This window comes from Streptomyces sp. CA189, assembly GCF_056428985.1.
On the sequence record NZ_JBWJVM010000108.1, the window covers coordinates 1 to 25,903 of the forward strand.

At 72.2% G+C, this 25,903-nt stretch carries 25 protein-coding genes and 1 riboswitch; of the genes, 10 read left to right on the forward strand and 15 right to left on the reverse strand.

Features of this window, described 5'->3' with window-relative positions; genetic code table 11:
* Window positions 1-232 precede the first annotated feature (232 nt).
* Window positions 233-1,480 (reverse strand): NAD(P)/FAD-dependent oxidoreductase, encoded by a 1,248-nt coding sequence (locus AC061S_RS40845; RefSeq protein WP_478690933.1) that lies wholly within the window; start codon window positions 1,478-1,480, stop codon window positions 233-235.
* A gap of 125 nt (window positions 1,481-1,605) precedes the next feature.
* Window positions 1,606-1,718, forward strand: a riboswitch (TPP riboswitch).
* Here AC061S_RS40845 and thiO point away from each other — a divergent pair.
* The 3 genes from thiO (at window position 1,716) to AC061S_RS40860 (ending at window position 3,900) form a co-directional block, all read left to right on the forward strand.
* Window positions 1,716-2,903, forward strand: coding sequence for a glycine oxidase ThiO (gene thiO, locus AC061S_RS40850; protein WP_478690934.1), 1,188 nt, complete (start codon window positions 1,716-1,718; stop codon window positions 2,901-2,903). Its footprint overlaps the riboswitch before it by 3 nt.
* On the forward strand, window positions 2,900-3,100 hold the full coding sequence (gene thiS, locus AC061S_RS40855) for a sulfur carrier protein ThiS (protein WP_478690935.1): 201 nt from the start codon (window positions 2,900-2,902) through the stop codon (window positions 3,098-3,100). Before thiO ends, thiS begins: the two co-directional genes overlap by 4 nt.
* A gap of 5 nt (window positions 3,101-3,105) precedes the next feature.
* Window positions 3,106-3,900 carry a thiazole synthase gene (locus AC061S_RS40860; RefSeq protein ID WP_478690936.1) on the forward strand — a complete coding sequence of 265 codons (795 nt, stop codon included), beginning with the start codon at window positions 3,106-3,108 and terminating at the stop codon, window positions 3,898-3,900.
* Between the two features lie 542 nt (window positions 3,901-4,442).
* On the opposite strand, the gene AC061S_RS40865 is transcribed toward AC061S_RS40860, so the two are convergent.
* Together AC061S_RS40865 and AC061S_RS40870 are read right to left on the reverse strand one after the other, a co-directional pair.
* Complete coding sequence (locus AC061S_RS40865; RefSeq protein ID WP_478690937.1) at window positions 4,443-4,664, reverse strand: hypothetical protein; 222 nt, start codon at window positions 4,662-4,664, stop codon at window positions 4,443-4,445.
* On the reverse strand, window positions 4,657-4,800 hold the full coding sequence (locus AC061S_RS40870; RefSeq protein ID WP_478690938.1) for a hypothetical protein: 144 nt from the start codon (window positions 4,798-4,800) through the stop codon (window positions 4,657-4,659). Before AC061S_RS40870 ends, AC061S_RS40865 begins: the two co-directional genes overlap by 8 nt.
* 189 nt (window positions 4,801-4,989) lie before the next feature.
* On the opposite strand from AC061S_RS40870, the gene AC061S_RS40875 reads away from it, so the two are divergent.
* The 3 genes from AC061S_RS40875 to AC061S_RS40885 all read left to right on the forward strand — a co-directional run bounded on the left by AC061S_RS40875 (window position 4,990) and on the right by AC061S_RS40885 (window position 9,124).
* Entirely contained in the window at window positions 4,990-5,748 is a 759-nt protein-coding gene (locus AC061S_RS40875; protein WP_478690939.1) for a GntR family transcriptional regulator, read from the forward strand.
* Window positions 5,749-6,310: 562 nt separating this feature from the next.
* Entirely contained in the window at window positions 6,311-8,239 is a 1,929-nt protein-coding gene (gene pknB / locus AC061S_RS40880) for a Stk1 family PASTA domain-containing Ser/Thr kinase (RefSeq protein ID WP_478690940.1), read from the forward strand.
* A gap of 9 nt (window positions 8,240-8,248) precedes the next feature.
* A complete protein-coding gene (locus AC061S_RS40885) occupies window positions 8,249-9,124 on the forward strand; it encodes a deoxyribonuclease IV (protein ID WP_478690941.1) in 876 nt (291 codons plus the stop codon).
* Window positions 9,125-9,215: 91 nt separating this feature from the next.
* Here the strand turns inward: AC061S_RS40885 and AC061S_RS40890 are convergent, their stop codons facing one another.
* The gene (locus AC061S_RS40890; RefSeq protein ID WP_243330094.1) at window positions 9,216-9,848 is read right to left on the reverse strand and encodes a sulfite oxidase-like oxidoreductase; all 633 of its coding nucleotides are present in this window, start codon (window positions 9,846-9,848) and stop codon (window positions 9,216-9,218) included.
* Between the two features lie 173 nt (window positions 9,849-10,021).
* On the opposite strand from AC061S_RS40890, the gene bfr reads away from it, so the two are divergent.
* The gene (gene bfr / locus AC061S_RS40895) at window positions 10,022-10,498 is read left to right on the forward strand and encodes a bacterioferritin (RefSeq protein WP_478690942.1); all 477 of its coding nucleotides are present in this window, start codon (window positions 10,022-10,024) and stop codon (window positions 10,496-10,498) included.
* A 32-nt stretch (window positions 10,499-10,530) separates the two neighbouring features.
* Here the strand turns inward: bfr and AC061S_RS40900 are convergent, their stop codons facing one another.
* Window positions 10,531-10,809, reverse strand: coding sequence for a (2Fe-2S)-binding protein (locus tag AC061S_RS40900; protein WP_478690943.1), 279 nt, complete (start codon window positions 10,807-10,809; stop codon window positions 10,531-10,533).
* A 162-nt stretch (window positions 10,810-10,971) separates the two neighbouring features.
* Window positions 10,972-12,336, reverse strand: a complete 1,365-nt coding sequence (locus AC061S_RS40905; RefSeq protein ID WP_478690944.1) for a class II 3-deoxy-7-phosphoheptulonate synthase — start codon at window positions 12,334-12,336, stop codon at window positions 10,972-10,974.
* Window positions 12,337-12,623: 287 nt separating this feature from the next.
* Between AC061S_RS40905 and AC061S_RS40910 the strand changes: the two genes are divergently transcribed.
* On the forward strand, window positions 12,624-14,519 hold the full coding sequence (locus tag AC061S_RS40910) for an anthranilate synthase family protein (RefSeq protein WP_478690945.1): 1,896 nt from the start codon (window positions 12,624-12,626) through the stop codon (window positions 14,517-14,519).
* 331 nt (window positions 14,520-14,850) lie between these two features.
* On the opposite strand, the gene AC061S_RS40915 is transcribed toward AC061S_RS40910, so the two are convergent.
* The 5 genes from AC061S_RS40915 to AC061S_RS40935 all read right to left on the reverse strand — a co-directional run bounded on the left by AC061S_RS40915 (window position 14,851) and on the right by AC061S_RS40935 (window position 19,855).
* On the reverse strand, window positions 14,851-15,849 hold the full coding sequence (locus AC061S_RS40915; RefSeq protein ID WP_478690946.1) for a 2-hydroxyacid dehydrogenase: 999 nt from the start codon (window positions 15,847-15,849) through the stop codon (window positions 14,851-14,853).
* 82 nt (window positions 15,850-15,931) lie between these two features.
* A complete protein-coding gene (locus AC061S_RS40920; RefSeq protein ID WP_478690947.1) occupies window positions 15,932-16,960 on the reverse strand; it encodes a 6-phosphofructokinase in 1,029 nt (342 codons plus the stop codon).
* Window positions 16,961-17,121: 161 nt separating this feature from the next.
* Window positions 17,122-17,766 (reverse strand): response regulator, encoded by a 645-nt coding sequence (locus AC061S_RS40925; RefSeq protein ID WP_478690955.1) that lies wholly within the window; start codon window positions 17,764-17,766, stop codon window positions 17,122-17,124.
* 68 nt (window positions 17,767-17,834) lie between these two features.
* Window positions 17,835-19,043 carry a MacS family sensor histidine kinase gene (gene macS / locus AC061S_RS40930; protein WP_478690948.1) on the reverse strand — a complete coding sequence of 403 codons (1,209 nt, stop codon included), beginning with the start codon at window positions 19,041-19,043 and terminating at the stop codon, window positions 17,835-17,837.
* Between the two features lie 38 nt (window positions 19,044-19,081).
* Entirely contained in the window at window positions 19,082-19,855 is a 774-nt protein-coding gene (locus tag AC061S_RS40935) for a lysophospholipid acyltransferase family protein (protein ID WP_478690956.1), read from the reverse strand.
* A gap of 163 nt (window positions 19,856-20,018) precedes the next feature.
* Between AC061S_RS40935 and AC061S_RS40940 the strand changes: the two genes are divergently transcribed.
* Entirely contained in the window at window positions 20,019-20,798 is a 780-nt protein-coding gene (locus AC061S_RS40940) for an alpha/beta hydrolase (RefSeq protein ID WP_478690949.1), read from the forward strand.
* Window positions 20,791-21,390: a hypothetical protein gene (locus tag AC061S_RS40945; protein ID WP_478690950.1), complete on the forward strand. Its 600-nt coding sequence runs from the start codon at window positions 20,791-20,793 to the stop codon at window positions 21,388-21,390. The genes AC061S_RS40940 and AC061S_RS40945 overlap by 8 nt, the downstream gene beginning before the upstream one ends.
* 549 nt (window positions 21,391-21,939) lie before the next feature.
* Here AC061S_RS40945 and AC061S_RS40950 read toward each other — a convergent pair.
* From AC061S_RS40950 to AC061S_RS40965, 4 genes are all read right to left on the reverse strand, one after another.
* The gene (locus AC061S_RS40950) at window positions 21,940-22,689 is read right to left on the reverse strand and encodes an endonuclease/exonuclease/phosphatase family protein (RefSeq protein ID WP_478690951.1); all 750 of its coding nucleotides are present in this window, start codon (window positions 22,687-22,689) and stop codon (window positions 21,940-21,942) included.
* An 85-nt stretch (window positions 22,690-22,774) separates the two neighbouring features.
* A complete protein-coding gene (locus AC061S_RS40955; protein ID WP_478690952.1) occupies window positions 22,775-23,716 on the reverse strand; it encodes an ROK family glucokinase in 942 nt (313 codons plus the stop codon).
* A 61-nt stretch (window positions 23,717-23,777) separates the two neighbouring features.
* On the reverse strand, window positions 23,778-24,296 hold the full coding sequence (locus AC061S_RS40960) for a DUF5304 domain-containing protein (protein WP_478690953.1): 519 nt from the start codon (window positions 24,294-24,296) through the stop codon (window positions 23,778-23,780).
* Window positions 24,297-24,404: 108 nt separating this feature from the next.
* The gene (locus AC061S_RS40965; RefSeq protein ID WP_478690954.1) at window positions 24,405-25,553 is read right to left on the reverse strand and encodes an ArsA family ATPase; all 1,149 of its coding nucleotides are present in this window, start codon (window positions 25,551-25,553) and stop codon (window positions 24,405-24,407) included.
* Window positions 25,554-25,903: the final 350 nt, after the last annotated feature.

Consider the following 25,903-nt stretch of genomic DNA (forward strand, 5'->3'; position numbering starts at 1 on the left):
GCCCCGGGCGAGGTCCGGGGCGCAGCCCCGGGCGAGGTCCGGGGCGCAGCCCCGGGGAACGGGGGAAGGGCGGGTAGGGGACTTCCCCCGCGGGAGCCGGACCGGGGCGCCCGCTGGTGTCGAGGTCGATCCCGAACGGCTGGACTTCCCCCGCGGGAACCGGGCCGGGAGCGGGCCCCGGCCGGACCTGACCCCCGGCCCGCGCCCCGCCCGGGCCCCCGCCCCCGCCGGGTCAGCCGAGGAGCGTCGACTTCAGCGCGATCGCCGGGTCGGCGACCTTCGCCGGGTCCACGGGGGCGCCCGACTCGATGAGGCGGCGGCCCTGGGCCAGGTCGCGCGGGCGGCCCACCGCGAGCACCGCGGCCAGCCGGCCCTCCCGCAGCCAGCACACCGACCAGGTGTCGGCCGCCGGGTCGCCCCGCCACAGCAGTGCGTCCGCGTCGGCGTGGTGGCCCGCGTACTGCACGAAGCGGCCGAACTGCTCCGACCAGAAGTACGGGACCGGGTCGTAGACCTGCTCCCCGGAGCCCCCGGCCACGATGTCCGCCGCCACCACCCGCGGCCCCTGGAGCGCGTTGTCCCAGTGGTGCACCAGCAGCCGGGACCCGTAGCGCCCCGACGGGAAGGAGGCGCAGTCCCCCACGGCGTACACCCCGGGCACCGAGGTGCGCAGCCGCTCGTCGGCGACCACCGCCCCGTCCGCACCGAGGTCCACGCCGGATCCGGCCAGCCATCCGGTGGCCGGCCGGGCGCCGATGCCCACCACCACCGCCCCGGCCGGCAGCGCCCGCCCGTCGGCCAGCAGGACCCGGCCCGGCTCCACGGAGGCCACCCGCGCGCCCGTCAGCAGCTCGGCGCCCGCCTGGGCGTACCACCGCCCCATCGGCTCGGCGACCTCCGCCGGCAGCGCGCCCGCCAGCACCCGGTCGGCCGCCTCGACCACCGTCACCGCGCAGCCCGCCTCGCGGGCGGCCGTGGCGAATTCCGCGCCGATCCACCCGGCGCCGACCACCACCACCGCCGAGCCGGCCGCCAGGACGGGCCGCAGCCGGGCCGCGTCGTCCAGGGTGCGCAGCAGGTGCACCCCGGGGACGCCCTCCGCGCCGGGCAGGGTCAGCGGGAGGGCGCCGGTGGCCAGCACGAGGACCTCGTACGGGACCGGGCCCGCCTCGGTGTCCACCTCCCGGTCGGCGGCCCGCAGCCCGGTGACCTCGACCCCCAGCCGGAGTTCGATGCCGAGCTCCTCGAAGTCCACGTCGAAGGCCGAGTCCTCGGCCTTGCCGAGGAGCACCGCCTTGGACAGCGGGGGCCGGTCGTAGGGCTGGTGGGGTTCGGCTCCCAGGAGGGTGACGGGGCCGGTCCAGCCCTGTTCCCGGAGGGCGACCGCGGTCTGGACCCCGGCCATCCCGGCGCCGACGATGACCACGCCGTGCCGAGTGTCTTCCGCCTGCCGCGTCTGCTCTTGCGTCTGCTCGCTCACGCGGCCCACCCTAATCAACTGACGGCCCGTCAGGAATGGCGGGCGGGGACCGACCGGAGGCCGGGCGGGTACCGGCACCGGGGAGGCAGCCTTACCGGCCGTCGGCCTCGGCGTTACTCTGGCACCGAACCTATCGCGGGAGTCCGGGCGCACCGGGCTGAGAGGGAGGCTGGCCGGCCTCCGACCGTACGAACCTGATCCGGGTCATGCCGGCGAAGGGAGGGGCTGGACGCCCATGCATTCATCCAGGAACGGCCGGAGTCCCGGCTACGACGTCCTCGTCATCGGGGGCGGCATCATCGGCCTGGTCACCGCCTGGCGGGCGGCCCGGCTCGGGCTGCGCACCGCGCTGGCCGACCCGGCCCCCGGCGGCGGCGCCGCCCAGGTCGCGGCCGGCATGCTGGCCGCCGTCACCGAGCTGCACTACGGCGAGGAGACCCTGCTCGGGCTCAACCTCGCCTCCGCCGCCCGGTACCCGGAATTCGCCGCCGAGCTCGCCGAAGCCAGCGGCGGCATGGACATCGGCTACCGCGCCTGCGGCACCCTCGCCGTCGCCCTCGACGCCGACGACCGGCTGCACCTGCGCGAACTGCACGCCCTCCAGCGCCGCTGCGGCCTGGAGTCCGAGTGGCTGACCGGCCGCGAGTGCCGCCGCCTGGAGCCGATGCTGGCTCCGGGCGTACGCGGCGGATTGCGCGTGGACGGCGACCACCAGGTCGACCCCCGCCGCCTGGCGGCCGCCCTGCTGGCCGCCTGCGAGCGGGCCGGGGTCGCCCTGCACCGCGCCGGGGCGGCGCGGCTGCTGACCACCGCCGACCGGGCCTCCGGCGCGGTCCTCGACGACGCGGACGGTACGGAGCTGCGCGCCGGCCAGGTGGTGCTGGCGGCCGGCTCGCTCAGCGGCCGGCTGGACGGCGTACCGCCCGAGGCCGTGGCCCCCGTACGGCCGGTCAAGGGGCAGGTGCTGCGGCTCGCGGTGCCGCCGTCGTACGCGCCGTTCCTGTCGCGGACCGTACGGGCCGTCGTGCGCGGCAGCCACGTCTACCTGGTGCCGCGCGAGAACGGCGAACTCGTCCTCGGCGCCACCAGCGAGGAACTCGGCTGGGACACCACGGTCACCGCGGGCGGGGTCTACGAACTCCTGCGCGACGCCCACGAGCTGGTGCCCGGGATCACCGAACTCCCCCTGGTGGAGACCCGGGCCGGGCTGCGGCCCGGATCGCCGGACAACGCCCCCCTCCTCGGCCCGACCGAACTCCCGGGGCTGCACCTGGCCACCGGGCACTACCGCAACGGGGTCCTGCTGACCCCGCTGACCGGGGACGTGATGGCGGACCTGCTGACCACCGGCGAACTGCCGGAGATCGCCCGCCCCTTCACCCCGCGCCGATTCGCCCTCACGCGACAGGAGTCGTTCGCATGACCATTTCCGTCAACGGCGAGCCGCGCGAGATCGCGGCCGGGACCATGCTCGCCGCGGTCGTCGCCACCCTCACCGAGGCCACCAAGGGGGTCGCGGCCGCCCTCAACGAGACCGTGGTCCCGCGCGGCCAGTGGCCCTACACCTCCGTGACCGACGGCGACCGCGTCGAGGTCCTCACCGCAGTCCAGGGAGGCTGAGCAGCATGGCGGACGACGCCTTCACCCTGGGCGGCCGGACCTTCTCCTCGCGCCTGATCATGGGCACCGGCGGGGCGCCGAGCCTGGACATCCTGGAACGCGCGCTCGTCGCGTCCGGCACGGAACTCACCACGGTCGCGATGCGGCGCCTCGACCCGACGGTCCAGGGCTCGGTCCTGTCCGTCCTGACCCGCCTCGGCATCTCGGTCCTGCCGAACACCGCGGGCTGCTTCACGGCCGGCGAGGCCGTACTGACGGCCCGGCTGGCCCGGGAGGCCCTCGGTACGGACTGGATCAAGCTGGAGGTCGTCGCGGACGAGCGGACCCTCCTGCCGGACGGGGTCGAGCTGCTCGACGCCGCGGAGATCCTGGTCGACGAGGGCTTCACGGTCCTCCCCTACACGAACGACGACCCGGTGCTGGCCCGGAAGCTGGAGGACGTGGGCTGCGCGGCGATCATGCCGCTCGGCTCCCCCATCGGCTCCGGCATGGGCATCCGCAACCCGCACAACTTCGAGCTGATCACGGAGCGGGCCGGGGTCCCCGTCATCCTGGACGCGGGGGCCGGAACGGCCTCGGACGTGGCCCTGGCCATGGAACTGGGCTGCGCGGCGGTCATGCTCGCCTCGGCGGTGACCCGGGCACAGCTCCCCGTCCTGATGGCCGCGGCCATGCGGGACGCGGTCTCGGCGGGCCGCCTGGCCCACCGCGCGGGCCGCATCCCCCAACGCCGCTTCGCGGAAGCCTCCTCCCCGGTGGAGGGCCGCGCCACCCTGGACCCCGAACGCCCGGCGTTCTGAGGGGGCGGTACGGGTTCCCGCGTGTGCGGGGCCCTCGCCCCCTCGGGCCCGCACCCGGATGCGGTGGCTGCCCACCCGCCCCCCTCGGTACCGGGGCGGGACCGGGCCGCCGAGCGCGGCGGGGTCGGGGGATAGCGGGATTCGGGCCGGCCGGAAGCGGCGAAGGCTTTGGGGTTTCCCGTCAGTCTCATCGTCCTTCCGCGTCGGGCCGGCCTGTCAAGGGCGCTCACTGCGTTCGCGTCGCTCCGCGACGGCCTTCGGCCGCCCTTGACAGACCGACCCGCCACGGAAAAACGAAGACTGCCGGAAAACCCCAAAAGAACGGGCCGGTCAGAGAGGCATGGACGGCCAAGTCGGCAATGAGCACCCCCACTCCGGGGGACCGGCCCCGGGCCCGGGCGACCACGAAGCCCTAGGTCGAGCACGGGCGCATCAGATCGCTACACGCACCCCATAGCTCAGCGGCCGACGGCCGTCTGAACCCAACCGCCGAAAACAAACACCCACCCAATCCCGTGGGAGTTCGCCTCCGGGGATGAGGATCACGTCGTCCGGCTGAACGTTTCGATGTTGTGGATCGCGGTGGTGAACTCGCGGCCAGACGCGTCGCGGATATAAGCCAACTCCATCCAACGCTCGTGGGCGACGGAGTCCGAGGCGTTCTCGTTGATCACGGCCATCAACTCCCCCTCCGCGCCGGATGCAATGTCGCGAACGAGGTGGCGCAGAAGTCGATGAGGAACGTACTCGTAGCGCTCATTCATCAGAGGCTCCCTCGAAGCTGCCGAGGAAGAGCTCCCAGCCGACCAACGCACGATCGAGCAGATCGACAATGGAGCTGCCCTCTTCGGCGGCGGTGCTGGGCTCGGAGGCGGCCATGTCCACGGGAATCTGCAGCATTCAGATCACTCCTCAGTCCTGAGGTCGCTTCAAGGCAACCTCTCTAGAGACCTCTCCACTGCATCCGATATGGCGCGTCTTGTCAATGCATCTCTAGAGATGCAGCCCCTCTGGATCGCCGCGCTCGGTACGTGCAGTGACCTACCTCTGGCCCTAGGGTGTCTAGAGAGGAGAAGGAGTGATCGTTCGATGACCAGCCAAGGCGGCTCCCGCCAGCCGAAATACCAGCGGATCGCTGATGCGCTGAGGACGGCTATCCAGTCGGGTGAGCACGGCCCGGGCGACCGCCTGCCAGGTGAGAACGAACTCATGGCCACCTACGACGTCGCCCGGATGACCGCGCGTCAGGCCCTCGGCGTGCTCCAGAACGAAGGCCTCGTGGAGGCACGGAAGGGTGCCGGCGTCTTTGTCCGGGCGTTCAAACCCCTGAGGCGGCGCGGCATCCAGCGCCTAGCGCAGGAGCAGTGGGGCTCAGGCCGTTCCATCTGGTCCGCAGATGCCGAAGACCGCGAGCTTGTCGTCGATCAGATCGAGGTGCGCGAGGAAGGAGCTGACAACCGCATCGCCGACGCCCTCGACATTCCCGCAGGGTCCCAGGTCTGGGTGCGTAGCCGCCGCTTCGTGCTTGAGGGAAAGCCGGTGCTCTTCGCGACCTCGTACCTGCCGTCGGACGTCGTCGCCGAGTCTCCCATCACGCAAACCGACACCGGCCCCGGTGGGACGTACGCGAGGCTCGCTGAGCTGGGGCACGCACCCGTTCACTTCCGTGAGGAGATTCGCTCCCGGATGCCTTCGGCTGACGAAGCCGAAGGGCTCTCGCTCTCGATGGGCACACCTGTCATCCAGATCGTCCGCACCGCGTTCGCCCAGGGCGGTCGAGCCGTTGAGGTCAATGAGATGACCCTGGACTCCGCCTCCTATGTGCTGGAGTACGACTTCGACGCCTAGAGGGATTGGGTGGGTGTTTGTTTTCGGCGGTTGGGTTCAGACGGCCGTCGGCCGCTGAGCTATGGGGTGCGTGTAGCGATCTGATGCGCCCGTGCTCGACCTAGGGCTTCGTGGTCGCCCGGGCCCGGGGCCGGTCCCCCGGAGTGGGGGTGCTCATTGCCGACTTGGCCGTCCATGCCTCTCTGACCGGCCCGTTCTTTTGGGGTTTTCCGGCAGTCTTCGTTTTTCCGTGGCGGGTCGGTCTGTCAAGGGCGGCCGAAGGCCGTCGCGGAGCGACGCGAACGCAGTGAGCGCCCTTGACAGGCCGGCCCGACGCGGAAGGACGATGAGACTGACGGGAAACCCCAAAGCCTTCGCCGCTTCCGGCCGGCCCGAATCCCGCTATCCCCCGACCCCGCCGCGCTCGGCGGCCCGGTCCCGCCCCGGTACCGAGGGGGGCGGGTGGGCAGCCACCGCATCCGGGTGCGGGCCCGAGGGGGCGAGGGCCCCGACCACGTCACAGCTGCGCTGCAACCGCCCCGGCCCGGGACAGGGCCCCACCCCGCCCTCGTAGAATCGCCGGGTGGACACGACCCTGGATGACCCCCTCGTCGGGCAGACGCTCGACGGCCGCTACCGCGTGGACGCCCGCATCGCGGCCGGCGGCATGGCCACGGTCTACCGGGCCGTCGACACCCGCCTCGACCGCGTCCTCGCCCTGAAGGTGATGCACCCGGCCCTCGCCGCCGACCCCGGCTTCGTCGACCGGTTCATCCGCGAGGCGAAGTCCGTCGCCCGCCTGGCACACCCGAACGTCGTGGCCGTCTTCGACCAGGGCACGCACGGCCCGTACACGTACCTCGCCATGGAGTACGTATCGGGCTGCACCCTGCGCGACGTGCTCCGCGAGCGCGGCGCCCTCCAGCCCCGCGCGGCCCTCGACATCCTCGAACCGGTGCTCGCCGCGCTCGGCGCCGCGCACCGCGCCGGCTTCGTGCACCGTGACATGAAGCCCGAGAACGTGCTGATCGGCGACGACGGCCGGGTCAAGGTGGCCGACTTCGGGCTGGTCCGGTCCGTGGACTCCGTCACCCACACCACCGGGTCGGTCCTCGGCACCGTCTCCTACCTCGCCCCCGAGCAGATCGAGAACGGGGTCACCGACCCGCGCGTGGACGTCTACGCCTGCGGCGTCGTGTTCTACGAGATGCTCACCGGCGCCAAGCCGCACACCGGCGCCAACCCCGCCCAGGTGCTCTACCAGCACCTCAACGAGGACGTCCCGCCCCCGTCGGCTTCCGTCCCGGGGCTGCCCGCCGCGCTGGACGAGCTCGTCGCCCAGGCCGCCGCGCGCAACCCCGATCTGCGCCCCTACGACGCGGCCGCCCTCCTCGGGCTGGCCATAGACGCCCGCGCGCAGCTCGGCGACTCCGAGCTGGACGCCGTGCCGCCGCAGGCCCGGGCCGCGGAGCGGACCGCCGCCGAGGACCGCACCAGCGTGATCCCCCGCCCGGTCACCACACACGCCTCGCACACCTCCCACGCCTCGCACTCCGAGCCCGTGTCCCACACCTCCCGGCTCGCGGCTCCTCCCCTGCCCCCGGCCACGGCCCCCTCCCGGATGCGGCGCCCGGGCCCGCTGCTCGTTGTCCTCGGCGTCCTGCTCTGCCTCGGCCTCGGCACGGGCGTCTGGTACATCAGCTCCGGCCAGTTCACGAAGGTCCCGAACCTGCTCGGGAAGACCGAGGCCGAGGCCAAGTCCCAGCTCTCGGCGGCCGGGCTCGGGGTGAAGCGGGTCGACCGGAAGTTCAGCGCGGCCTTCGACAAGGGCACGGTGATGAACACCGACCCCGCCGGCGGCAAGCGCATCCGCGGCAACGGCGCGGTGACGCTCACCATCTCGCGCGGACCCGAGGTCGTCGTGGTTCCCGACCTCAAGGGCAAGCCCCTGGAGGCCGCGAAGGCCGAGCTGACCTCGTCCGGCCTGACGCCGGGGGCCGTCACCCAGGCCTTCAGCCAGGACGTCGCGCAGGGCTCGGTGATCAGCACGGACCCGGCGGGCGGCCAGAAGCGGTCCCTCGACACCCTGGTCGCGATGGTGGTCAGCAAGGGCCGCCCGGTGCCGGTCCCCCGCGTCACGGGCACCTCCCTCGACCAGGCCCGGTCCACCCTGGAGGGCCTCGGCCTGAAGGTGGAGACGGCCCCGGAAGAGGTCCATTCCCCCTCTCCCGCCGGTACGGTCGCCAACCAGTCGATCGGCGCGGGCACCCAGGCCGCCACGGGCGACACGGTCACCCTCACCGTGTCCAAGGGGCCCCGCCAGATCCCGGTCCCGGACGTCACCGGCCAGGAGGCCGACGCGGCCCGCGCGACCCTGGAGGGACTGGGCTTCAAGGTCAAGGTCGACAAGCCCTTCCTCTCCTTCAGCAACACCGTCGACTCCCAGTCGGTGCCCGCGGGCCAGAACGCCGCCGAGGGCAGCACCATCACTATCAGGACCAAGGGGCTGTAACAGCACGCCATGATCAACACTTCAACGGGCCGCAATCCAGTGGGCGGGCACGTGCCCGTCGCGGGCGGGCTCGCCTCGGTCGGGCTGGCATACGCCCGCGAGATGGGTGCCGAGGCCGTGCAGGTCTTCGTCGCCAATCCGCGCGGCTGGGCCACTCCGGTCGGCAATCCGGCCCAGGACGAGCTGTTCCGCGAGGCCTGCGCCGCCGAGGGGATCCCGGCCTACGTCCACGCGCCGTACCTGATCAACTTCGGCTCGCACACCGAGGCGACCGTCGAGAAGTCCGTGGAGTCCCTGCGGCACTCGCTGCGCCGGGCCCGTGCCATCGGCGCGCTCGGGGTAGTCGTGCACACCGGATCGGCGACCGGGGGCGGGCCGCGCTCGGCGGCGTACGCGCAGGTCAGGGAGCACATGCTGCCGCTGCTGGACGAGCTGACGCATGACGACGACCCCTTCCTGCTGTTGGAGTCCACGGCCGGGCAGGGTTCCTCGCTGTGCTCGACCGCCGAGGAGTTCGGCCCGTACTTCGACGCCCTCGACCACCACCCGAAGCTCGGGATCTGCCTCGACACCTGCCACATCTTCGCGGCCGGGCACGATCTGGCGGCGCCCGGCGGGACGAAGCAGACGCTGGACCTGCTGGTGGACACCGTGGGCGAGGGCCGCCTGAAGCTGGTGCACGCCAACGACTCCAAGGAGGGCGTGGGCGCCCACAAGGACCGGCACGAGAACATCGGCCGGGGCCACATCGGCCGGGACGCCTTCGCGGAACTGTTCACGCATCCGGCGATGGAGGGCGTCCCCCTGATCACCGAGACGCCCGGCGGCAAGGAAGGGCACGCGGCGGACGTGGCTCTGCTCAAGGAGCTGCGCGAGTTCGGCTGACCCGCAGGGGACTTCCGTACGGCCATCCGGGTGAGTTCGGCGGCGGACACCCTTTCGATCGCGCCCTCATGGAAGCGATCGGCGGCGGGGGCTACAGCTCGGGGCCGTCCCCGGGCTCCTCCTGGTAGGAGTAGCGCTGTTCGCGCCAGGGGTCGCCGATGTTGTGGTAGCCCCGCTCCTCCCAGAAGCCGCGGCGGTCGGCGGTCATGTACTCGATGCCGCGGACCCACTTGGGGCCCTTCCACGCGTAGAGGTGCGGCACGACCAGCCGGAGCGGGAAACCGTGCTCGGCGGTGAGCAGTTCGCCGCCCTGGTGCGTGGCGAAGACGGCCCGCTCGGAGGCGAAGTCCGCGAGGCGCATGTTGGAGCTGAAGCCGTACTCGGCCCACACCATCACGTGCGTGACCTGCGGGGACGGCGGAGCGAGGGCGAGGATCGTGCGGGTGAGCACACCGCCCCATTCGGCGCCGGTCATGCTGAACTTCGTCACGCAGTGCAGGTCCGCCTCGACGGAGTCGAACGGCAGGGCCGCGAACTCCTCGTGGTTCCAGCAGTGCTTCTCACCGTCGGCCGTCGCGCCGAAGACGCGGAACTCCCAGCGCTCGGGCTTGAACTTGGGTACCGGTCCGTAGTGGGTGACCGGCCAGCCTCGCTGCAACCGCTGCCCCGGGGGAAGCTCCAGTTGCTCTGATCCCGGAGATTCCCGGCTTTCCGGCTGACCCATGTCTCCATGGTGACAGACTTGGCGGGGTGGTCATGACCAGCTTCGCCCGGATTCGGGCAAGTCACGGCAACTCCCACTAAGGAGGCACTTACTGGACGGCCTCCTGTGGCGGTGCAAGGATGCGCGCACCTGCCCCGTCACATTGCTGACATTGCTTGGAAGGAGCCTCTGCGATGCAGGGCGACCCCGAGGTCCTCGAGTTTCTCAACGAGCAGCTGACCGGCGAACTTACGGCCATCAACCAGTACTGGCTCCACTACCGGATCCAGGACAACAAGGGCTGGACGAAGCTCGCCAAGTACACGCGCGAAGAGTCCATCGATGAGATGAAGCACGCGGACAAGATCACCGAGCGCATCCTCATGCTCGACGGTCTGCCGAACTACCAGCGCCTCTTCCACGTCCGCGTGGGCCAGACGCTGACGGAGATGTTCCAGGCCGACCGGCAGGTCGAGGTCGAGGCGATCGACCGCCTCAAGCGCGGCATCGAGGTCATGCGCGGCAAGGGCGACGTCACCTCGGCGCGGCTCTTCGAGGAGATCCTGGGGGACGAGGAGCACCACATCGACTACCTCGACACCCAGCTGGAGCTCATCGAGTCCATCGGCGAGGCGCTCTACATCGCGCAGCTCATCGAGCAGCCGAGCTGACCCGTACGACGGTACGAAGCACCCCGTACGGCCTACGCGGCTTCGGCGAGCTCCGCACCAGCCGACGCCAGTGCCGGTACCAGCGGATCGGCCGCGAGCACGGCGGCGGCGTCGCCCTTCTCCAGCAGCTCACGGCGCGGGCAGGCCCCGCGGCCGAGGAGGCCCTGGATGGTGCGCACACAGGAACCGCAGTCGGTGCCGGCCTTCGTGGCCGAGGCGATCTGGCGGGGGGTGCAGGCCCCGGCGGCCGCGTGGTCCTTGACCTGCTTGTCGGTGATCCCGAAACAAGAGCAGACGTACACGCGGTTCACCTCCCTGGCAGGAATGGTTCGGCGAGCCATCCCCTATTCGGTGAGGCTTACCTAACCATACCCAAACTTAGGGTTCCCTAAAAGAGCCGGGAACGACGATGGGGCGCGGATCACATTCGATCCGCGCCCCATCGTTATGAGGTGCTCACACTGCGCTGGCGCCTACTGGTCGCGGTACATCTCGGCGACCAGGAAGGCCAGGTCCAGGGACTGGCTGCGGTTGAGGCGCGGGTCGCAGGCCGTCTCGTAGCGCTGGTGCAGGTCGTCGACGAAGATCTCGTCGCCGCCGCCCACGCACTCGGTGACATCGTCACCGGTGAGCTCGACGTGGATGCCGCCCGGGTGGGTGCCGAGGCCCTTGTGGACCTCGAAGAAGCCCTTGACCTCGTCGAGCACGTCGTCGAAACGGCGCGTCTTGTGGCCGGAGGCCGCCTCGAAGGTGTTTCCGTGCATCGGGTCGGTGACCCAGGCGACGGTCGCACCGGAGGCGGTGACCTTCTCGACGAGCTCGGGGAGCTTGTCGCGGACCTTGTCGGCGCCCATGCGGACGACGAAGGTCAGCCGGCCCGGCTCGCGCTCGGGGTCGAGGCGGTCGATGTAGGTAAGCGCCTCGTCCACCCTGGTGGTGGGGCCGAGCTTGATGCCGATCGGGTTGGCGATCTGCGAGCAGAACTCGATGTGCGCGTGGTCCAGCTGGCGGGTGCGCTCACCGATCCAGACCATGTGGCCCGAGGTGTCGTACAGCCGGCCGGTGCGCGAGTCCGTACGGGTGAGGGCGCCCTCGTAGTCGAGGAGCAGCGCCTCGTGGGAAGCGTAGAACTCGACGGCCTTGAACTCCGCCGGGTCGGTGCCACAGGCCTTCATGAAGTTCAGCGCGTTGTCGATCTCCCGCGCGAGCTGCTCGTAGCGCTGGCCGGACGGGGAGTTCTTCACGAAGTCCTGGTTCCAGGCGTGCACCTGGCGCAGGTCGGCGTAACCGCCGGTGGTGAAGGCGCGCACCAGGTTCAGCGTGGAGGCCGACGCGTGGTACATGCGCTTCAGGCGCTCGGGGTCCGGGACGCGGGACGCCTCGGTGAAGGCGAAGCCGTTCACGGAGTCGCCGCGGTAGGTCGGCAGGGTGATGCCGTCGCGGGTCTCGGTGTCCTTGGAGCGCGGCTTGGAGTACTGGCCCGCGATGCGGCCGACCTTGACGACCGGCACGGAGGCCGCGTACGTCAGGACGGCACTCATCTGGAGCAGCGTCTTCAGCTTGGCGCGGATGTGGTCGGCGGAGACGGCATCGAAGGCCTCGGCGCAGTCGCCACCCTGCAGCAGGAACGCCTCGCCCTTGGCGACGGCTCCCAGGCGGGCGCGCAGCTGGTCGCATTCGCCCGCGAAAACGAGGGGAGGATACGACTCGAGGTCCGCGACGACAGCGCGCAGTGCCTCGGCATCGGGGTACGAAGGCTGCTGCGCCGCGGGAAGGTCTCGCCAGGTCGCCTTGGCGGCGGGGGCTTGGGTTTCTGCGTTCACGGTCACCCCACACACATTACGGCGTCACACCGCGCGTCCCGGTCGAGGACCACAACGTGAGACGGATGTCTCTCGCTGTGTTACTCACCCGTTTACCAGCGCACGCCGGACGGGTGGACTAGGGTTCACGGCATGTACGCGTACACGAACGAGAACTGGTGGTGGCCCGCTCCCGGCGGCCCACTTCTCGCGCGTACCTGAGACACGAGCGAAACGAAGGCCGCCCCGAGGGGCGGCCTTCCGTGTTTCCACGGGAACACCGGGCCGTCCCACCCTCCGAAACCGGATAGGACGCCCACTCCATGCACGCGCACCCGCACCTGAGCCGCCTGCTCGACGACACCTGCCCGCCCTTCGCACTGCTGCGCCGCCGCACGCCCGGCCGCGACCACGACACCGTCGAGGTGCTGATCGGCCCGGTCCACGAGGCCGAGCACCTGGCCGACCTGCCCGTGGGTGAGCGGCCCGCCCTGGCCCTCGTCCCCTTCCGCCAGATGCGGGAGCGCGGGTTCGACGTACGCGACGACGGCACGCCGCTGAGCGTGCTGGTCGCCGACGAGGCGTACGAGATCCCGCTCGCCGAGGCGCTGGCCGCGCTGCCGGCCCACGAGGTACGGGTCGACGACGGCGGCTTCGACGTCCCCGACGAGGAGTACGCGGACACCGTCCGGCGGGTCATCGAGGACGAGATCGGCCGGGGCGAGGGCGCGAACTTCGTCATCCGGCGCACCTACGAGGGCCGGATCGAGGGCTTCGGCCGCGCGGACGCCCTCGCACTGTTCCGACGGCTGCTGGAGGACGAGCGGGGCGCGTACTGGACGTACGTGGTCCACACCGGGGACCGCACCCTCGTCGGAGCCAGTCCCGAGGTGCACGTCCGGATGTCCGGGGGCACCGTCGTGATGAACCCGATCAGCGGTACGTACCGCTATCCGGCCGAGGGGCCGACGGCCGACTCCCTCCTCACCTTCCTCGGGAACCGCAAGGAGACCGAGGAGCTGTCCATGGTCGTGGACGAGGAGCTCAAGATGATGTGCACGGTCGGGGACATGGGCGGGGTGGTCGTCGGCCCCCGGCTCAAGGAGATGGCGCACCTCGCGCACACCGAGTACGAGCTGCGCGGCCGCTCCTCGCTGGACGTCCGCGAGGTCCTGAAGGAGACGATGTTCGCGGCGACGGTGACCGGATCGCCGGTGCAGAACGCCTGCCGGGTCATCGAGCGGTACGAGACGGGCGGCCGCGGCTACTACGCCGGCGCGCTGGCCCTGCTGGGCCTCGACGCCTCGGGCACCCAGACCCTCGACTCCCCCATCCTCATCCGCACGGCCTACATCGCGCCGGACGGGGCGCTGCGGGTGCCCGTCGGGGCCACCCTCGTACGGCACTCCGACCCGGCGGGCGAGGCGGCGGAGACGCACGCGAAGGCGGCGGGCGTGCTGGCCGCGCTGGGCGTGCGCCCGGCGGCGGTGCGACCGTCCTTCCCCGGGCAGCGGCTGGCCGACGACCCCCGGGTGCAGGCGGCCCTGGCGGCTCGCCGCGAGGACCTGGCGCCGTTCTGGCTGCGGATGCAGGAGCGGCCGGCGGCGGTGACGGGCCACGCGCTGGTGGTGGACGGTGAGGACACCTTCACCTCCATGCTGGGGCACGTGCTGCGGGTGGCCGGGCTGGAGGTGACCGTACGCCGCTACGACGATCCGGGCCTGCGGGCGGCCGCCCTGGCCTGGGACGGGCCGATCGTGCTCGGCCCCGGCCCGGGCGACCCGACGGACTTCGGCGATCCGAAGATCCGGACGATGCGCGAGCTGACGGCGGAGCTCCTGACCTCGCACCGGGGCGGGCTGCTCGGGGTCTGCCTCAGCCACCAGCTGCTCGCCGCCGAGCTGGGGATCCCGCTGGTCCGCAAGGCGGAGCCGGCGCAGGGGGCGCAGACGCGGATCCCGCTGTTCGGGGCGGAGGAGGTCGTCGGCTTCTACAACACGTACGCGGCGCACTGCTCCGCGGAGCGGGCGCGCGCTCTGGCCCTGCGGGGCATCGAGGTCTCCCGGGACCCCGACACGGGTGAGGTCCACGCGCTGCGGTCCGCGGCGGGGGGCTTCGCGGGCGTCCAGTTCCACCCGGAGTCGGTCCTGACCCTGCGGGGTGCGGAACTGGTCCGCGACCTGATCGCCGGGGTCCGCGTAGGCGCCGTCCGCGGCTAGGCGCGGAGCCGCTGCGCGGAGCTGTCCCCTACCCGCCCTTCGCCGCCCGTTCCCTGGGGCTCCGCCCCAGACCCCGCGCCTCAAACGCCGGCGAGGCTGGAGTGTGCCGCGCAGCGGCATGTCCAGCCCGTCCGGCGTTTGAGGACCGGGTCCGGGCGGAGCCCGGGGAACGGGCGAAGGGTGGGTAGGGGACTTCGCCCCGCAGGGCCGGCCACCCGCACCCGGACGCCCGCCCGCACACCGGACGGCAGTGGTGCCGGCTCCGGCCCGCCACCGACGGACGGAGTCCGGCGCAGCGCCGCGAAGCCCGCGCAGCGGTGCGAGGGGTGCGTCAAGAAGGAGAAGGAACCAGGGTGTTCTCCGAGTGGCGGCCCGCCAGGTAGTCCGCGACGTTGGCGACCGTGGTCTCGATGATCTGACCCACCGCGTCGTGGGTGTAGTACGCCTGGTGGGAGGTGACGACCACGTTCGGGAAGGTGATCAGCCGGGCCAGGATGTCGTCCTCGACGACCACCAGGGACTTGTCCAGGAAGAAGAGGCCGGCCTCCGCCTCGTACACGTCCAGGCCCACGCCCGCGAAGCGCCCGGACCGCAGCTCCGTGACCAGCGCGTCCGTGTCCACCAGCCCGCCGCGGCTGGAGTTCACCAGGATCGCGTCGTCCTTCATCGTCTTCAGCGCCCGGGCGCCGATGATGTGGTGCGTGGACTCCAGCAGCGGCACGTGCAGGCTGATCAGGTCCGAGGAGGCGAACAGCTCGTCCTTGTCGACGTACTTCATGCCCAGCTCCACGCACGCCGGGTTCTGCGCCACGTCCCAGCCCAGCAGGTTCATGCCGAAACCGTGCGCGATCCGGGTGAACGCCTCCCCGATCTTGCCGGTGCCGAGCACCCCCACCGTGCGGCCGCGCATGTCCCGGCCCATCAGGCCGTTCAGCCGGAAGTCGAAGTCCCGCGTCCGGTTGGAGGCCCGCACGATCCGCCGGTTCACGGCCATGGCCAGGGTCCACGCGAACTCGGCCACCGAGTACGGGGAGTAGTAGGACACCCGGCTGACCGTCAGGCCGAGCTGCCGTGCGACCTCCAGGTCGATGTTGTTGAAGCCGGTGGAGCGCTGGGCGATCATCTTCGTCCCGCCCGCCGCCAGGGTCCGCAGCACCCGGCCGTTCAGGTCCGCGTTGACGCTCGACGACACGATCTCGTACCCGGCCGCGATGGGGGCGGTGTCCTCGCTGAGGAAGACGTCCAGGCAGCGCACCTCGTGCAGGCCCGCGAAGGCCTTCTCGATGAGCGGCTTCTCGTCCCCCTGCACCCCGAATGCCAGGATTTCCACGTTCGCTCCCGTACTGCGCCAAAGAATCGGACCATGGGTCGTTTGTCACCTTACGACCCACGGTCCGGGCCCGCGCTCCGGCTCAGCCGAAGAACACTCCGGCCTCCTGGTACAGCGCCGGGTCGACCGTCTTCAGCTTCGCCGTCGCTTCGGCGATCGGCACCCGCACGATGTCCGTCCCCTTCAGCGCGACCATCTTCCCGAAGTCCCCGTCGCGCACCGCGTCGATCGCGTGCAGCCCGAAGCGGGTGGCCAGCCACCGGTCGAACGCGCTCGGGGTGCCGCCCCGCTGGACGTGTCCGAGTACGGTCGTACGGGCCTCCTTGCCGGTCCGCGCCTCGATCTCCTTGGCCAGCCACTCGCCCACGCCCGACAGCCGCACGTGCCCGAAGGAGTCCTTCGTCGCGTCCTTCAGCACCATGTCGCCATCCTTGGGCATCGCGCCCTCGGCGACGCACACGATCGGCGCGTAGCTCGCCTTGAACCGCGAGCTCACCCAGGCGCAGACCTGGTCCACGTCGAAGCGCTGCTCCGGGATGAGGATGACGTTGGCGCCGCCCGCGAGCCCCGAGTGCAGGGCGATCCAGCCGGCGTGCCGGCCCATCACCTCGACGACCAGGACCCGCATGTGCGATTCGGCGGTGGTGTGCAGCCGGTCGATGGCCTCGGTGGCGATGCCGACGGCGGTGTCGAAGCCGAAGGTGTAGTCGGTGGCCGACAGGTCGTTGTCGATGGTCTTCGGGACCCCGACGCAGGGGATGCCGTACTCCTCGTAGAGCTTCGCGGCCACGCCCAAGGTGTCCTCGCCGCCGATCGCGACGAGGGCGTCGACCTCGCACTTGGCGAGGTTCTCCTTGATCTGGCGGACGCCGTCGTCCAGCTTGAACGGGTTGGTGCGCGAGGAGCCGAGAATGGTTCCGCCGCGCGGCAGGATCCCGCGGACGGCGGGGATGTCGAGCGGGACGGTGCGGCCTTCGACCGCTCCGCGCCAGCCGTCCCGGAACCCGACGAACTCGTAGGCGTACTCCTGCACGCCCTTGCGCACGACACTGCGGATCACCGCGTTGAGCCCGGGGCAGTCGCCGCCGCCCGTCAGCACTCCGACCTTCATGGAATTTCCCTTCGCCACAGGGCCCGCTGAGGCCGCAGGGCCCGCATGACGGTCACGCTAGTGGTGACTCAGGTCACAGCAAGGCTTGAGGAAGGGTCAATTCCGGGGGAATTACGGGGCGTTGCGTACGCGTGTTCACTCGTACGGGGAGCCGGTCCCCCTTACGCGTCGTCGAGTCCCCGCTCTATCGCGTACCGGACGAGCTCCACCCGGTTGTGCAGCTGGAGCTTGCCCAGGGTGTTCTGCACGTGGTTCTGCACGGTGCGGTGGGAGATGACCAGCCGCTCCGCGATCTGCTTGTACGAGAGCCCCTTGGCCACCAGCCGCAGCACCTCGGTCTCCCGGTCGGTGAGCTGCGGGGCCTTCGGCTCGTCGGAGGCGGCCGGCGCCGGATCGGTGGCCAGGCGCCGGTACTCCCCGAGGACCAGGCCGGCCAGTCCCGGGGTGAAGACGGGGTCGCCGGCCGCCGTGCGGCGCACCGCGTCGATGAGCTCCTGGGCGCCGGCGGACTTCAGCAGGTAGCCGGTCGCGCCGGACTTCACCGCTTCCAGGACGTCGGCGTGCTCGCCGCTCGCGGAGAGCACGAGGACCCGCAGCGCCGGGTTGGCGCCGACCAGCTCCTTGCAGACCTGGACCCCGGGCATGCCCGGCAGGTTGAGGTCGAGGACCAGGACGTGGGGGCCGGCCGCGCGGGCGCGGCGTACGGCCTCCGGTCCGTCTCCGGCGGTGGCCACCAGGTCGAAGCCCGCGGCGGCCAGGTCGCGGGCGACCGCGTCCCGCCACATCGGGTGGTCGTCGACGACCATGACCTTGATGTCGCCCAGGCCGTTCTGCCCGCCCGGACCGTTCTGCCCGCTCGACTCGCTCGACTCGTTCACTGCGTGCTCCCCCTCGGTACTTTCAGTTCCACTTCGGTGCCCTGCCCCGGGATGGACACCAGCTCGGCGCTGCCGCCCAGGTCGCGGAGGCGGCCCCGGATGGACAGGGCCACTCCCATCCGGCCCTCGCCCTCGGCCTGGTCGAGCCGGCCGGCCGGGATGCCCGGGCCGTCGTCGCGGACGGTCACGATCACCTCGTCGCCCCAGTCCTCGACCAGGATCCAGGCGCTGGCCCCCTCGCCCGCGTGCTTGCGCACGTTGTCGAGGGCGGCCCCGACCGCCGCGGCCAGCTCCCGCGCCGCGGGCACCGGCAGCGGCACCGGGGTGCCCGGTTCGGCGAAGCTCACCCGCGAGCCGGCGTGCGGGGCGAGGAGGGTCCTGAGGTCCAGCTCGCCCTCGTCGGCTCCGGGTTCCTCCACCTCGAAGGCGGTCACGATCGCTCCGAGTGCCTCGTCGCGGGAGATCCGCGAGGGGCGCGCCAGTCCGCTGGAGACCAGGGTGCGCAGCGCCACCTCCTGCTCCCCCGCCATCCGGCCCAGCTCGGCGGCCTCTCCGCCGAGTTCGGTGCCGCGCCGCTGGACCATGGCGAGGACCTGGAGGACCCCGTCGTGGATGTCGCGGGCGAGGCGTTCGCGCTCGCGGGTGGCGGCCTCGATCTCCAGGGCGCGGGCCAGGGTGGCTTCACTGGCCCGGGCGACCTCGACCACGTAGCCGATGGCGATGGAGGCCACCCAGACCAGGAGCACGTTGTGCAGGGTGTCCCGGGTGGGCTCGCCGCGCTGGACGAGATTGGCGGCGGCCACGAAGCTGGAGGCGAAACAGGCCCAGCGCCAGCCGCCCTTGATGGCGAAGGCGAGGACGGAGCCCGCGGTCCATATGGAGGGGAGGGTGGGGCCGCCGTCCACGATCCGCGCGTGGGTGTCCGCGAGCGGCGTGAGCAGGATCCCGACGCAGGCGACGGTGAGGTCGGCGCACAGGAACCGCTTGGTGCAGCTCGCGGCGTTGGCCACCTTGGGGAGGGTGGCCAGGGTCCAGCCCGCGAGGAAGGCGAGGTAGGAGGCCGCGATCCAGGGGCGGTCGAACTGCTTGTAGGCGGAGGCGAACAGCAGCGCCGCGTAGACCATGGTGAGCAGCCGGTAGGCCGTCAGGGCACGCCACAGCGGCTGCTCGACCGACATGCGTACGACGCGCTCGCGCTTCGCCATCTCCCCCACCCCGTACGGGCGGTCCCGCCCGTGTGCTGCTACTTGTCGGTGTCCGCGGCGGCCGGTTCGGCCGCACCCGCCTCGTGCGTCTTCTCCGCGCTCGCGGCCTTCTCCGCCTTCTCGCTCCTGGCGGCGGCCTTCTCCGCGTCGGCGATCTGGCGCTTGGCGGCCGTCGCGTAGATGTCGACGTACTCCTGGCCGGAGAGCTTCATGATCTCGTACATGACCTCGTCGGTCACCGAGCGGAGGATGAAGCGGTCCCCGTCCATGCCGTGGTAGCGGCTGAAGTCCAGCGGCTTGCCGATCCGGATGCCCGGGCGCATCAGCTTGGGCACCACCTTGCCGGGCGGCTGGATCTTCTCCGTGTCGATCATCGCGACGGGGATCACGGGCGCGCCGGTGGCCAGTGCGACCCGGGCCAGGCCGCCGGGCTTTCCGCGGTACAGCCGGCCGTCGGGTGAACGCGTCCCCTCGGGGTAAATACCGAACAGCTCTCCGCGCTCGATGACGTCGATGCCGCTCTTGATGGCGGCCTCACCGGCTCCGCGCGCACCCGAACGGTCCACCGGGAGCTGGCCGACGCCCTTGAAGAAGGCGGCCGTCAGCTTGCCCTTGACGCCCGGGGAGGTGAAGTACTCCGCCTTCGCGATGAAGGTGACCTTCCGGTCCAGCACGGCCGGGAGGAAGAAGGAGTCGGAGAAGGACAGGTGGTTGCTCGCAAGGATCGCCGGCCCCTCTGCGGGAATGTTCTCGAGGCCCTCCACCCACGGCCTGAAGGCGAGCTTCAGGGAACCGCCGATCGAGAACTTCATTGCGCCGTAGATCAACTCGAAAGCCTTCCTGTGTCTGTCGAACAGACCTTATCCCGTGGCCGCACCCGGAGCCGTCCGACGACCCTGGTCGGTGTCACCCCCGTCGCGTACGGTGAAGTCACACAGCGCTACGCACCCCACGCCCCTCTCTAAGGAGACCCTGGTGCCCGTCCTCCCTGGAGCCGAGCCGTTCCGCCACGAGGGCGGAAAGGTCGGCGTCCTCCTCTGCCACGGCTTCACCGGTTCCCCCCAGTCGATGCGGCCCTGGGCCGACCATCTGGCCTCGCGGGGACTGACGGTGTCGCTGCCCCTGCTCCCCGGGCACGGGACGCGCTGGCAGGACATGCAGCTCACCGGCTGGCAGGACTGGTACGCCGAGGTGGACCGCGCGCTGCGGGAGCTGCTCGACAGCTGCGAGCAGGTGTTCGTCTTCGGGCTGTCGATGGGCGGCGCGCTGACGCTGCGCCTGGCGGCGAAGCACGGGGACACCATCAGCGGGATCGTCCTCGTCAACCCGGTCAACAAGATCCACGACCCGCTGGCCGTGGCCCTGCCGGTGGTCAAGCACTTCGTCCGGTCGACCCCGGGCATCGCGAGCGACATCTCCAAGCCGGGCGCGGAGGAGGTCGGCTACGACCGGGTCCCGACCCGTGCCGCGCACTCGCTGCGCAAGTTCCTGCAGATGCTGGACACCGAACTTCCGCAGGTCACGCAGCCGCTGCTGCTGCTGCACAGCCCGCAGGACCATGTGGTGCGGCCGACGGACTCGACGCGGATCCTGGCGCGGGTGTCCTCCACGGACGTCACCGAGACGCTGCTGGAACAGAGTTACCACGTCGCGACGTTGGACCATGACGCGGAGCGGATCTTCGCGGACAGCTACGCGTTCGTCGGGCGGCTGTCGGAGAGCTTGGGCAGGGAGGGGGCGGCCAGCGGTGGCTGAGCACGAGGAGTCCTCCGGGGGTGTTCCCCCGCTGGACGAGGAAGCGGCGTGGGCGGCGATCGTGGCCGGCTACGGCCAGGAGCCCGCGGACCCGCCGGGCGCGAGACCGTTCCGGCCGATCGAGAACCTCCTCCTGCCGGAGGAGGACGTCAAACCGGCCGGCCCGGTGCCCCCGGCCGACCCGGCGAGCCCCGCCTCCCCGGCTTCCCCGGCTTCCCCGGAACCGCCGTCGGCGGCGCTGGGCAGCTCGGTGGTGTTCGCCCCGGGCGTGGGCGGCATGGGCGGCGCGGGGCCGCGGGACCATTCCCTGGCCGACCCCGACGAGTCCCCTCAGACCGCGAAGGACGAGGGGCACTTCGTCCCTCCGGAGCCGGAGCTGCCGGAGGCGGACACGACGTCGAAGTTCGCCTGGCTGGCGGTGGTGGGCGGACCGGTCCTGCTGCTCCTGGCGGTGCTGCTCCAGTGGGAGATGACCTGGTGGCTGACGACGCTGGGCGTCGGCGGCTTCCTGGGCGGCTTCGCCACGCTGGTCGCGCGGATGTCGACGGACGAGGACGAGGACGACGACCCCGGTCGGGGCGCGGTGGTCTAGCCCGCCCGCCTGGACCGGCCCCCGCCGTCGCCGTCCCGGCGCGGGCCCGGTGGGCGGGTGCGGCTGGTTCGACCCTGCGGGGCGAAGTCCCCTACCCGCCCTTCGACCGTTCCCCGGGCTCTGCCCAGACCCGGTCCTCAAACGCCGGACGGGCTGGAAAGGGGCCCCGGGCTGCGCCCGGATCCCCTGGGGCTCCGCCCCAGACCCCGCGCCTCAAACGCCGGCGGGGCTGAATGTGGCCGACGTCAGTGTGCACGTGCTCGTCGGAACACTGGATTGCACGGAGGGCAAACCCAGCCCCGCCGGCGTTTGAGGCGCGGGGGTCCGGGGGCGGGCCCCCGGCAACGGCGCCGCGCACGGCAAGGGTCCGGGCAGAGCCCGGGGAACGGGCGAAGGGCGGGTAGGGGGCCCAGCCCCCCAGGGCCAACCCACCCGCACCCGCCCACCGGCCCCCACCCCCAGACGGCAGTGGCCGCACCGCCGACCAGCCACCGCCGGACGGAGTCCGGCGCAGCGCGGCGAAGCCCGCGCAGCGGTGCGAGGGGTGCGTCAAAAAGGGAGCCGGAGGGTGGCCAGGACCGGGAGGTGGTCCGTCGCGCGGGCGAGGTCCGCGGAGGTGACTCCGGGCAGCTTCGAAGGGACACCGCAGGCCAGCACCTCGACCCCCGCGCTGGCGAAGACCGCATCGATCCGGCGCGGCGACGCCGACCGCACCCACGTGTGCTCGCCTCCCCAGGGCGCCACCGCCCAGCAGTCCTGCAAGGCCCCCGCCAGCCGGCGGAAGGCCGCCCCCGACGGGCCCTCGTTGATATCGCCCGCCGCGATCGCGTACGGCACGTCCATCCCGGCGAGCCGCTCCAGGAGCAGCTCCGTCTGGGCCAGCCGTTCGGGTCCGTCCAGCGACAGGTGCGCGCTCAGCACCCCGACCCGGACCCCGCCCACCCGTACGACCGCCGTGGCGAAACCCCGCCGGTGGCGGCCCGGCGTCAAGGGCAGCAGTATGTCCTCGGTCCGCTCCACGGAGGCCCGTAGCGAGCACAGGAGCAGCGGTCCCGCCGCCGTCGCGCCGCCCGACAGGACCACCAGGTCGCACTTCGCGGCCAGCCGCGCCGCGTGCTTGCGCCACCGGAAGAACCGCGGCGCCTCCTGGACGCACACCAGGTCGGGCGCACACGCGCGGATCACCCGCGCCAGCGCGTCCTCGTCGTCGCGCAGTGAGCGGACGTTGTAGGAGAGCACCCGGATCACGGCGGAACCATCGGCTTCGGTACGGGAGTTCGGCAGCTCGCTGAGTTCCATACCCGGCAACATAACGAGACTGCCCGCCGCACCCCAGGGGGCGCGGCGGGCAGTCCGCCGATCCGGCTTGCCGCAGGGCGGGGCCTCAGCCCTGGCGCGCCAGGTCCGCCGCGCCGACCAGACCGGCCTTGCCGCCGAGCTGCGCCGCGAGCACCTGCGCGTGCGGACGCCACGCGCCGCCGATCAGCCAGCGCTTGAAGGACTTGCGGATCGGGTCGAGGACCAGGTCGCCCTCGTCGGAGACGCCGCCGCCGACGATGAACGCCGACGGGTCGAAGAGCGAGGCCAGGTCCGCGAGGCCGGCGCCCGCCCAACGGGCCAGCTCGCGGAAGGAGTCGATGGCCACCAGGTCACCGGCCCGGGCCGCCTCGCTGATGTGCTTGCCCTCGATGCCGTCGGGGGTGCCGTCGCCGAGTGCGAGGAGTGCCTTCGCGTTCTCGGGGGTGGCGTTAGCGCGCTGCTTGGCGTACCGGACGAGCGCGCGCCCGGAGGCGTACTGCTCCCAGCAGCCCTGGCTGCCGCAGCCGCACAGCAGGCCGTCGGGGACCACGCGGATGTGGCCGAACTCGGCGGCCACGCCGAAGCGTCCGCGCCGGAGCTTGTTGCCGATGATGATGCCGCCGCCCAGGCCCGTGCCGAGCGTGATGCAGATGACGTCCTCGTGGCCCTGGCCGGCGCCGAAGCGGTACTCGCCCCAGGCGGCGCAGTTGGCGTCGTTCTCGACGACCACGGGCAGGCCGATGCGCTGCTCGACCTTGTCCTTCAGCGGCTCGTGCCGCCAGTTGATGTTCGGCGCGAAGAGTACGGTCGCGCGCTTGTCGTCGACGTATCCGGCGGCGCCGATGCCGACCGCGTCGATGGTGTGGCTGGCGCTGACCTCGGAGACGGCGGCGCAGATCGCGTCCGTCACTCCGTCCGCGGTCGGCGGGGTGGGCACCTTGTACATCTCAAGGATGGTGCCGTCTTCGTCGACCACGCCGGCCGCGATCTTCGTGCCGCCGATGTCGACGCCGATGGTGAGTCCCATTAGTCCCTCGGTTTCCGGTCAAACCCCGCCACTGTCAACCGTACCCGAGGGAGGCGGGGGTTCAGTCGAGATCGATCCGCTCGGTCGGGCCGTCGTTGCCCTCGTCACGGGGGTCCTTCGCGTTCCCGGAAGCGTTTTCGGCGGTTCCTGCGGTCCCGCTCCCCCGCCCGGGGGCCGGCTCGTCGCGCGTCCAGCGGCGCTCGTGGCCCTCGACGGCCGAGCGGTAGGCGGCGAGCAGCTCCGAGCCGGCCGCCGCGAGGTGGTCGAAGACCTCGGGGTTGCGCTCGACGACGGGCTTGGCGGCGGTCTTCGCCTGGTTGACGAACTGCCGTACGGCACCCTGCGCGGCGATGCCGAACAGCGGGTTGTTCAGCGCGGAGACCTTGTCGGACACCTTGTCGGCGACGGCTTCGAAGAGCTTGAACAGCTCCTCGGCGGCGGTTCCGGTGCCGGCGCCCGCGGAGGCGCCCTGCTCGGACCTGCGGCGCTCCCGCTCGGCGGCGAGGTCCTCGGCGCAGGCCTCGGCCCAGGCGTCGTCCCCGGCGGAGGCATCGGTGGGGCGGTCGGTGGCCTCGCTCATGGCGGACTCTCCTGCGGCGGCTGCTGGGCGTGCGGTACGGACTCCTGCACGGCGCGGACTCCTACCCCCGACGTTACCCGAACGGCGGTACGCCCCCCAGGCCGCCGGCTACGCCTTCTCGCCGCCGCGGGGCCACAGATCCGGGTCCGGGGTGAAGCGGATGCGGAGCTCGTCGTCGGCCAGGGCGGCCCCGGAGACGGTGCAGCGGCGCAGCGCGGCGGGAAGGGGCACGATCCTGCGGTACGGGCCCACCGTGAGGAGCAGCTCGTCTGCGCGCCGGACCAGCCCGAGCTCGCGCTTCTCGGCGCCGGGCAGCGGGACCCGCCAGAGCAGCACCCCGTCCTCGGCGATCCGGTCCTCGACGGCCCAGACGGGGCGGGGCGCGATCGCCGGGGCGGGGGCGGGGGCCAGCTCCGCCAGGTCCTCGGGGCCGTGCGGGTCCCGGCCCAGGTGGGGTACGGGGAGCACCGGAAGGCTCGGGTCCCCGGCCCACTGGGCGGCGTACTTCTCCTGCTGGGCGGCGAGTCCCGCCAGCCACGGGTCGGTGGATCCGGCGGGCAGCATCCGGTTGGCGACGAGCGCCGAGACGGGGAGCCGGTACAGGGAGAGCCCGAGCCTGCCCAGGCGCAGCGCGGCGTCGGCGGCGGGTCCCGGCTCGGCGACGAGCCGTACGGAGGTGGTGGGGGCCTCCAGGACGTCCTGGACGGCCGCCAGGTCCTCGTCCCAGCGGGCGGCGGCCTCGTACAGCCACTGCGCGGGCATGGGGACGCCGGCCAGCTGGGCCAGTACGGGGCGCAGGGCGCGGGCCGCCTGGCGCTCCGCGGGGAGCAGCCGGGCGAGGTAGCGGCGCAGCTGGGCGGGGAGCGCGAGGGTGGTGATCGCCTGGTGCAGCGGGGGCAGGTCGACCACCACGAGGTCGGTGCCGGGCTCGTCCGCGGCCCGCCGCAGGGCGCGGAGCAGGGCGAACTGCTCGGCGCCGGGCAGTTCGGTGATCTCGTCGGCGTGCAGCGGGCGGGCGCCGAGCATCCCGAGCACCGCGGAGCCGCGCTCCTGGAGCGAGACGAGCTCGCTCCGGAACTCCTCGCCGGAGTCGACGCGGGCCACCCTGAGCGTGCCTTCCGCGGCGACGGGCGGGTCGGTGGGTCCGGCGGCGAGCAGGAGGACCCGGTGCCCTTGCCGTGCGGCGGCGAGCGCGGTGGCCGCCGCGACGGTACTCCGCCCGGCGCCGCCGGGGCCGGTGACGAGAAGGGTGTGCATGCTGCTCCTAGCTCCGCGTGTGCGTGGCCGCCGGAGCCCGGGCGGGGCGGATGGCGGCCGCTGCCAGCCTGCCACGCCCCCGAAGCCCACCCGGCCCCCGGGCCTCCGGCCGCCTACGCGCGGGCCCGGCTGCGGTGTGCCGCTGCGCGGGGCGGAGTTCCCCGCTGCGACCTTTGCCGCTGCGCGGGGCGGAGTTCCCCGCTGCGACCCTTGCCGCTACGCGGGGCGGAGTTCCCCTACCCGCCCTTCGCCCGTTCCCCGGGCGCTGCCCGGACCCGGTCCTCAAACGCCGGACCGGCTGGGGAAGGGTACCGGGCTGCGCCCGGACCCCCTGGGGCTCCGCCCCAGAC

Bases quoted from the DNA above. Each gene is read 5' to 3' on its own strand.
- thiO (WP_478690934.1), top strand. From the start codon at position 1,716: ATGCATTCATCCAGGAACGGCCGGAGTCCCGGCTACGACGTCCTCGTC.
- thiS (WP_478690935.1), top strand. From the start codon at position 2,900: ATGACCATTTCCGTCAACGGCGAGCCGCGCGAGATCGCGGCCGGGACC.
- AC061S_RS40860 (WP_478690936.1), top strand. From the start codon at position 3,106: ATGGCGGACGACGCCTTCACCCTGGGCGGCCGGACCTTCTCCTCGCGC.
- AC061S_RS40865 (WP_478690937.1), bottom strand. From the start codon at position 4,664: ATGAATGAGCGCTACGAGTACGTTCCTCATCGACTTCTGCGCCACCTC.
- AC061S_RS40870 (WP_478690938.1), bottom strand. From the start codon at position 4,800: ATGCTGCAGATTCCCGTGGACATGGCCGCCTCCGAGCCCAGCACCGCC.
- AC061S_RS40875 (WP_478690939.1), top strand. From the start codon at position 4,990: ATGACCAGCCAAGGCGGCTCCCGCCAGCCGAAATACCAGCGGATCGCT.
- AC061S_RS40885 (WP_478690941.1), top strand. From the start codon at position 8,249: ATGATCAACACTTCAACGGGCCGCAATCCAGTGGGCGGGCACGTGCCC.
- AC061S_RS40890 (WP_243330094.1), bottom strand. From the start codon at position 9,848: ATGGGTCAGCCGGAAAGCCGGGAATCTCCGGGATCAGAGCAACTGGAG.
- bfr (WP_478690942.1), top strand. From the start codon at position 10,022: ATGCAGGGCGACCCCGAGGTCCTCGAGTTTCTCAACGAGCAGCTGACC.
- AC061S_RS40910 (WP_478690945.1), top strand. From the start codon at position 12,624: ATGCACGCGCACCCGCACCTGAGCCGCCTGCTCGACGACACCTGCCCG.
- AC061S_RS40920 (WP_478690947.1), bottom strand. From the start codon at position 16,960: ATGAAGGTCGGAGTGCTGACGGGCGGCGGCGACTGCCCCGGGCTCAAC.
- AC061S_RS40925 (WP_478690955.1), bottom strand. From the start codon at position 17,766: ATGGTCGTCGACGACCACCCGATGTGGCGGGACGCGGTCGCCCGCGAC.
- macS (WP_478690948.1), bottom strand. From the start codon at position 19,043: ATGGCGAAGCGCGAGCGCGTCGTACGCATGTCGGTCGAGCAGCCGCTG.
- AC061S_RS40935 (WP_478690956.1), bottom strand. From the start codon at position 19,855: ATGAAGTTCTCGATCGGCGGTTCCCTGAAGCTCGCCTTCAGGCCGTGG.
- AC061S_RS40950 (WP_478690951.1), bottom strand. From the start codon at position 22,689: ATGGAACTCAGCGAGCTGCCGAACTCCCGTACCGAAGCCGATGGTTCC.
- AC061S_RS40955 (WP_478690952.1), bottom strand. From the start codon at position 23,716: ATGGGACTCACCATCGGCGTCGACATCGGCGGCACGAAGATCGCGGCC.
- AC061S_RS40960 (WP_478690953.1), bottom strand. From the start codon at position 24,296: ATGAGCGAGGCCACCGACCGCCCCACCGATGCCTCCGCCGGGGACGAC.
- AC061S_RS40965 (WP_478690954.1), bottom strand. From the start codon at position 25,553: ATGCACACCCTTCTCGTCACCGGCCCCGGCGGCGCCGGGCGGAGTACC.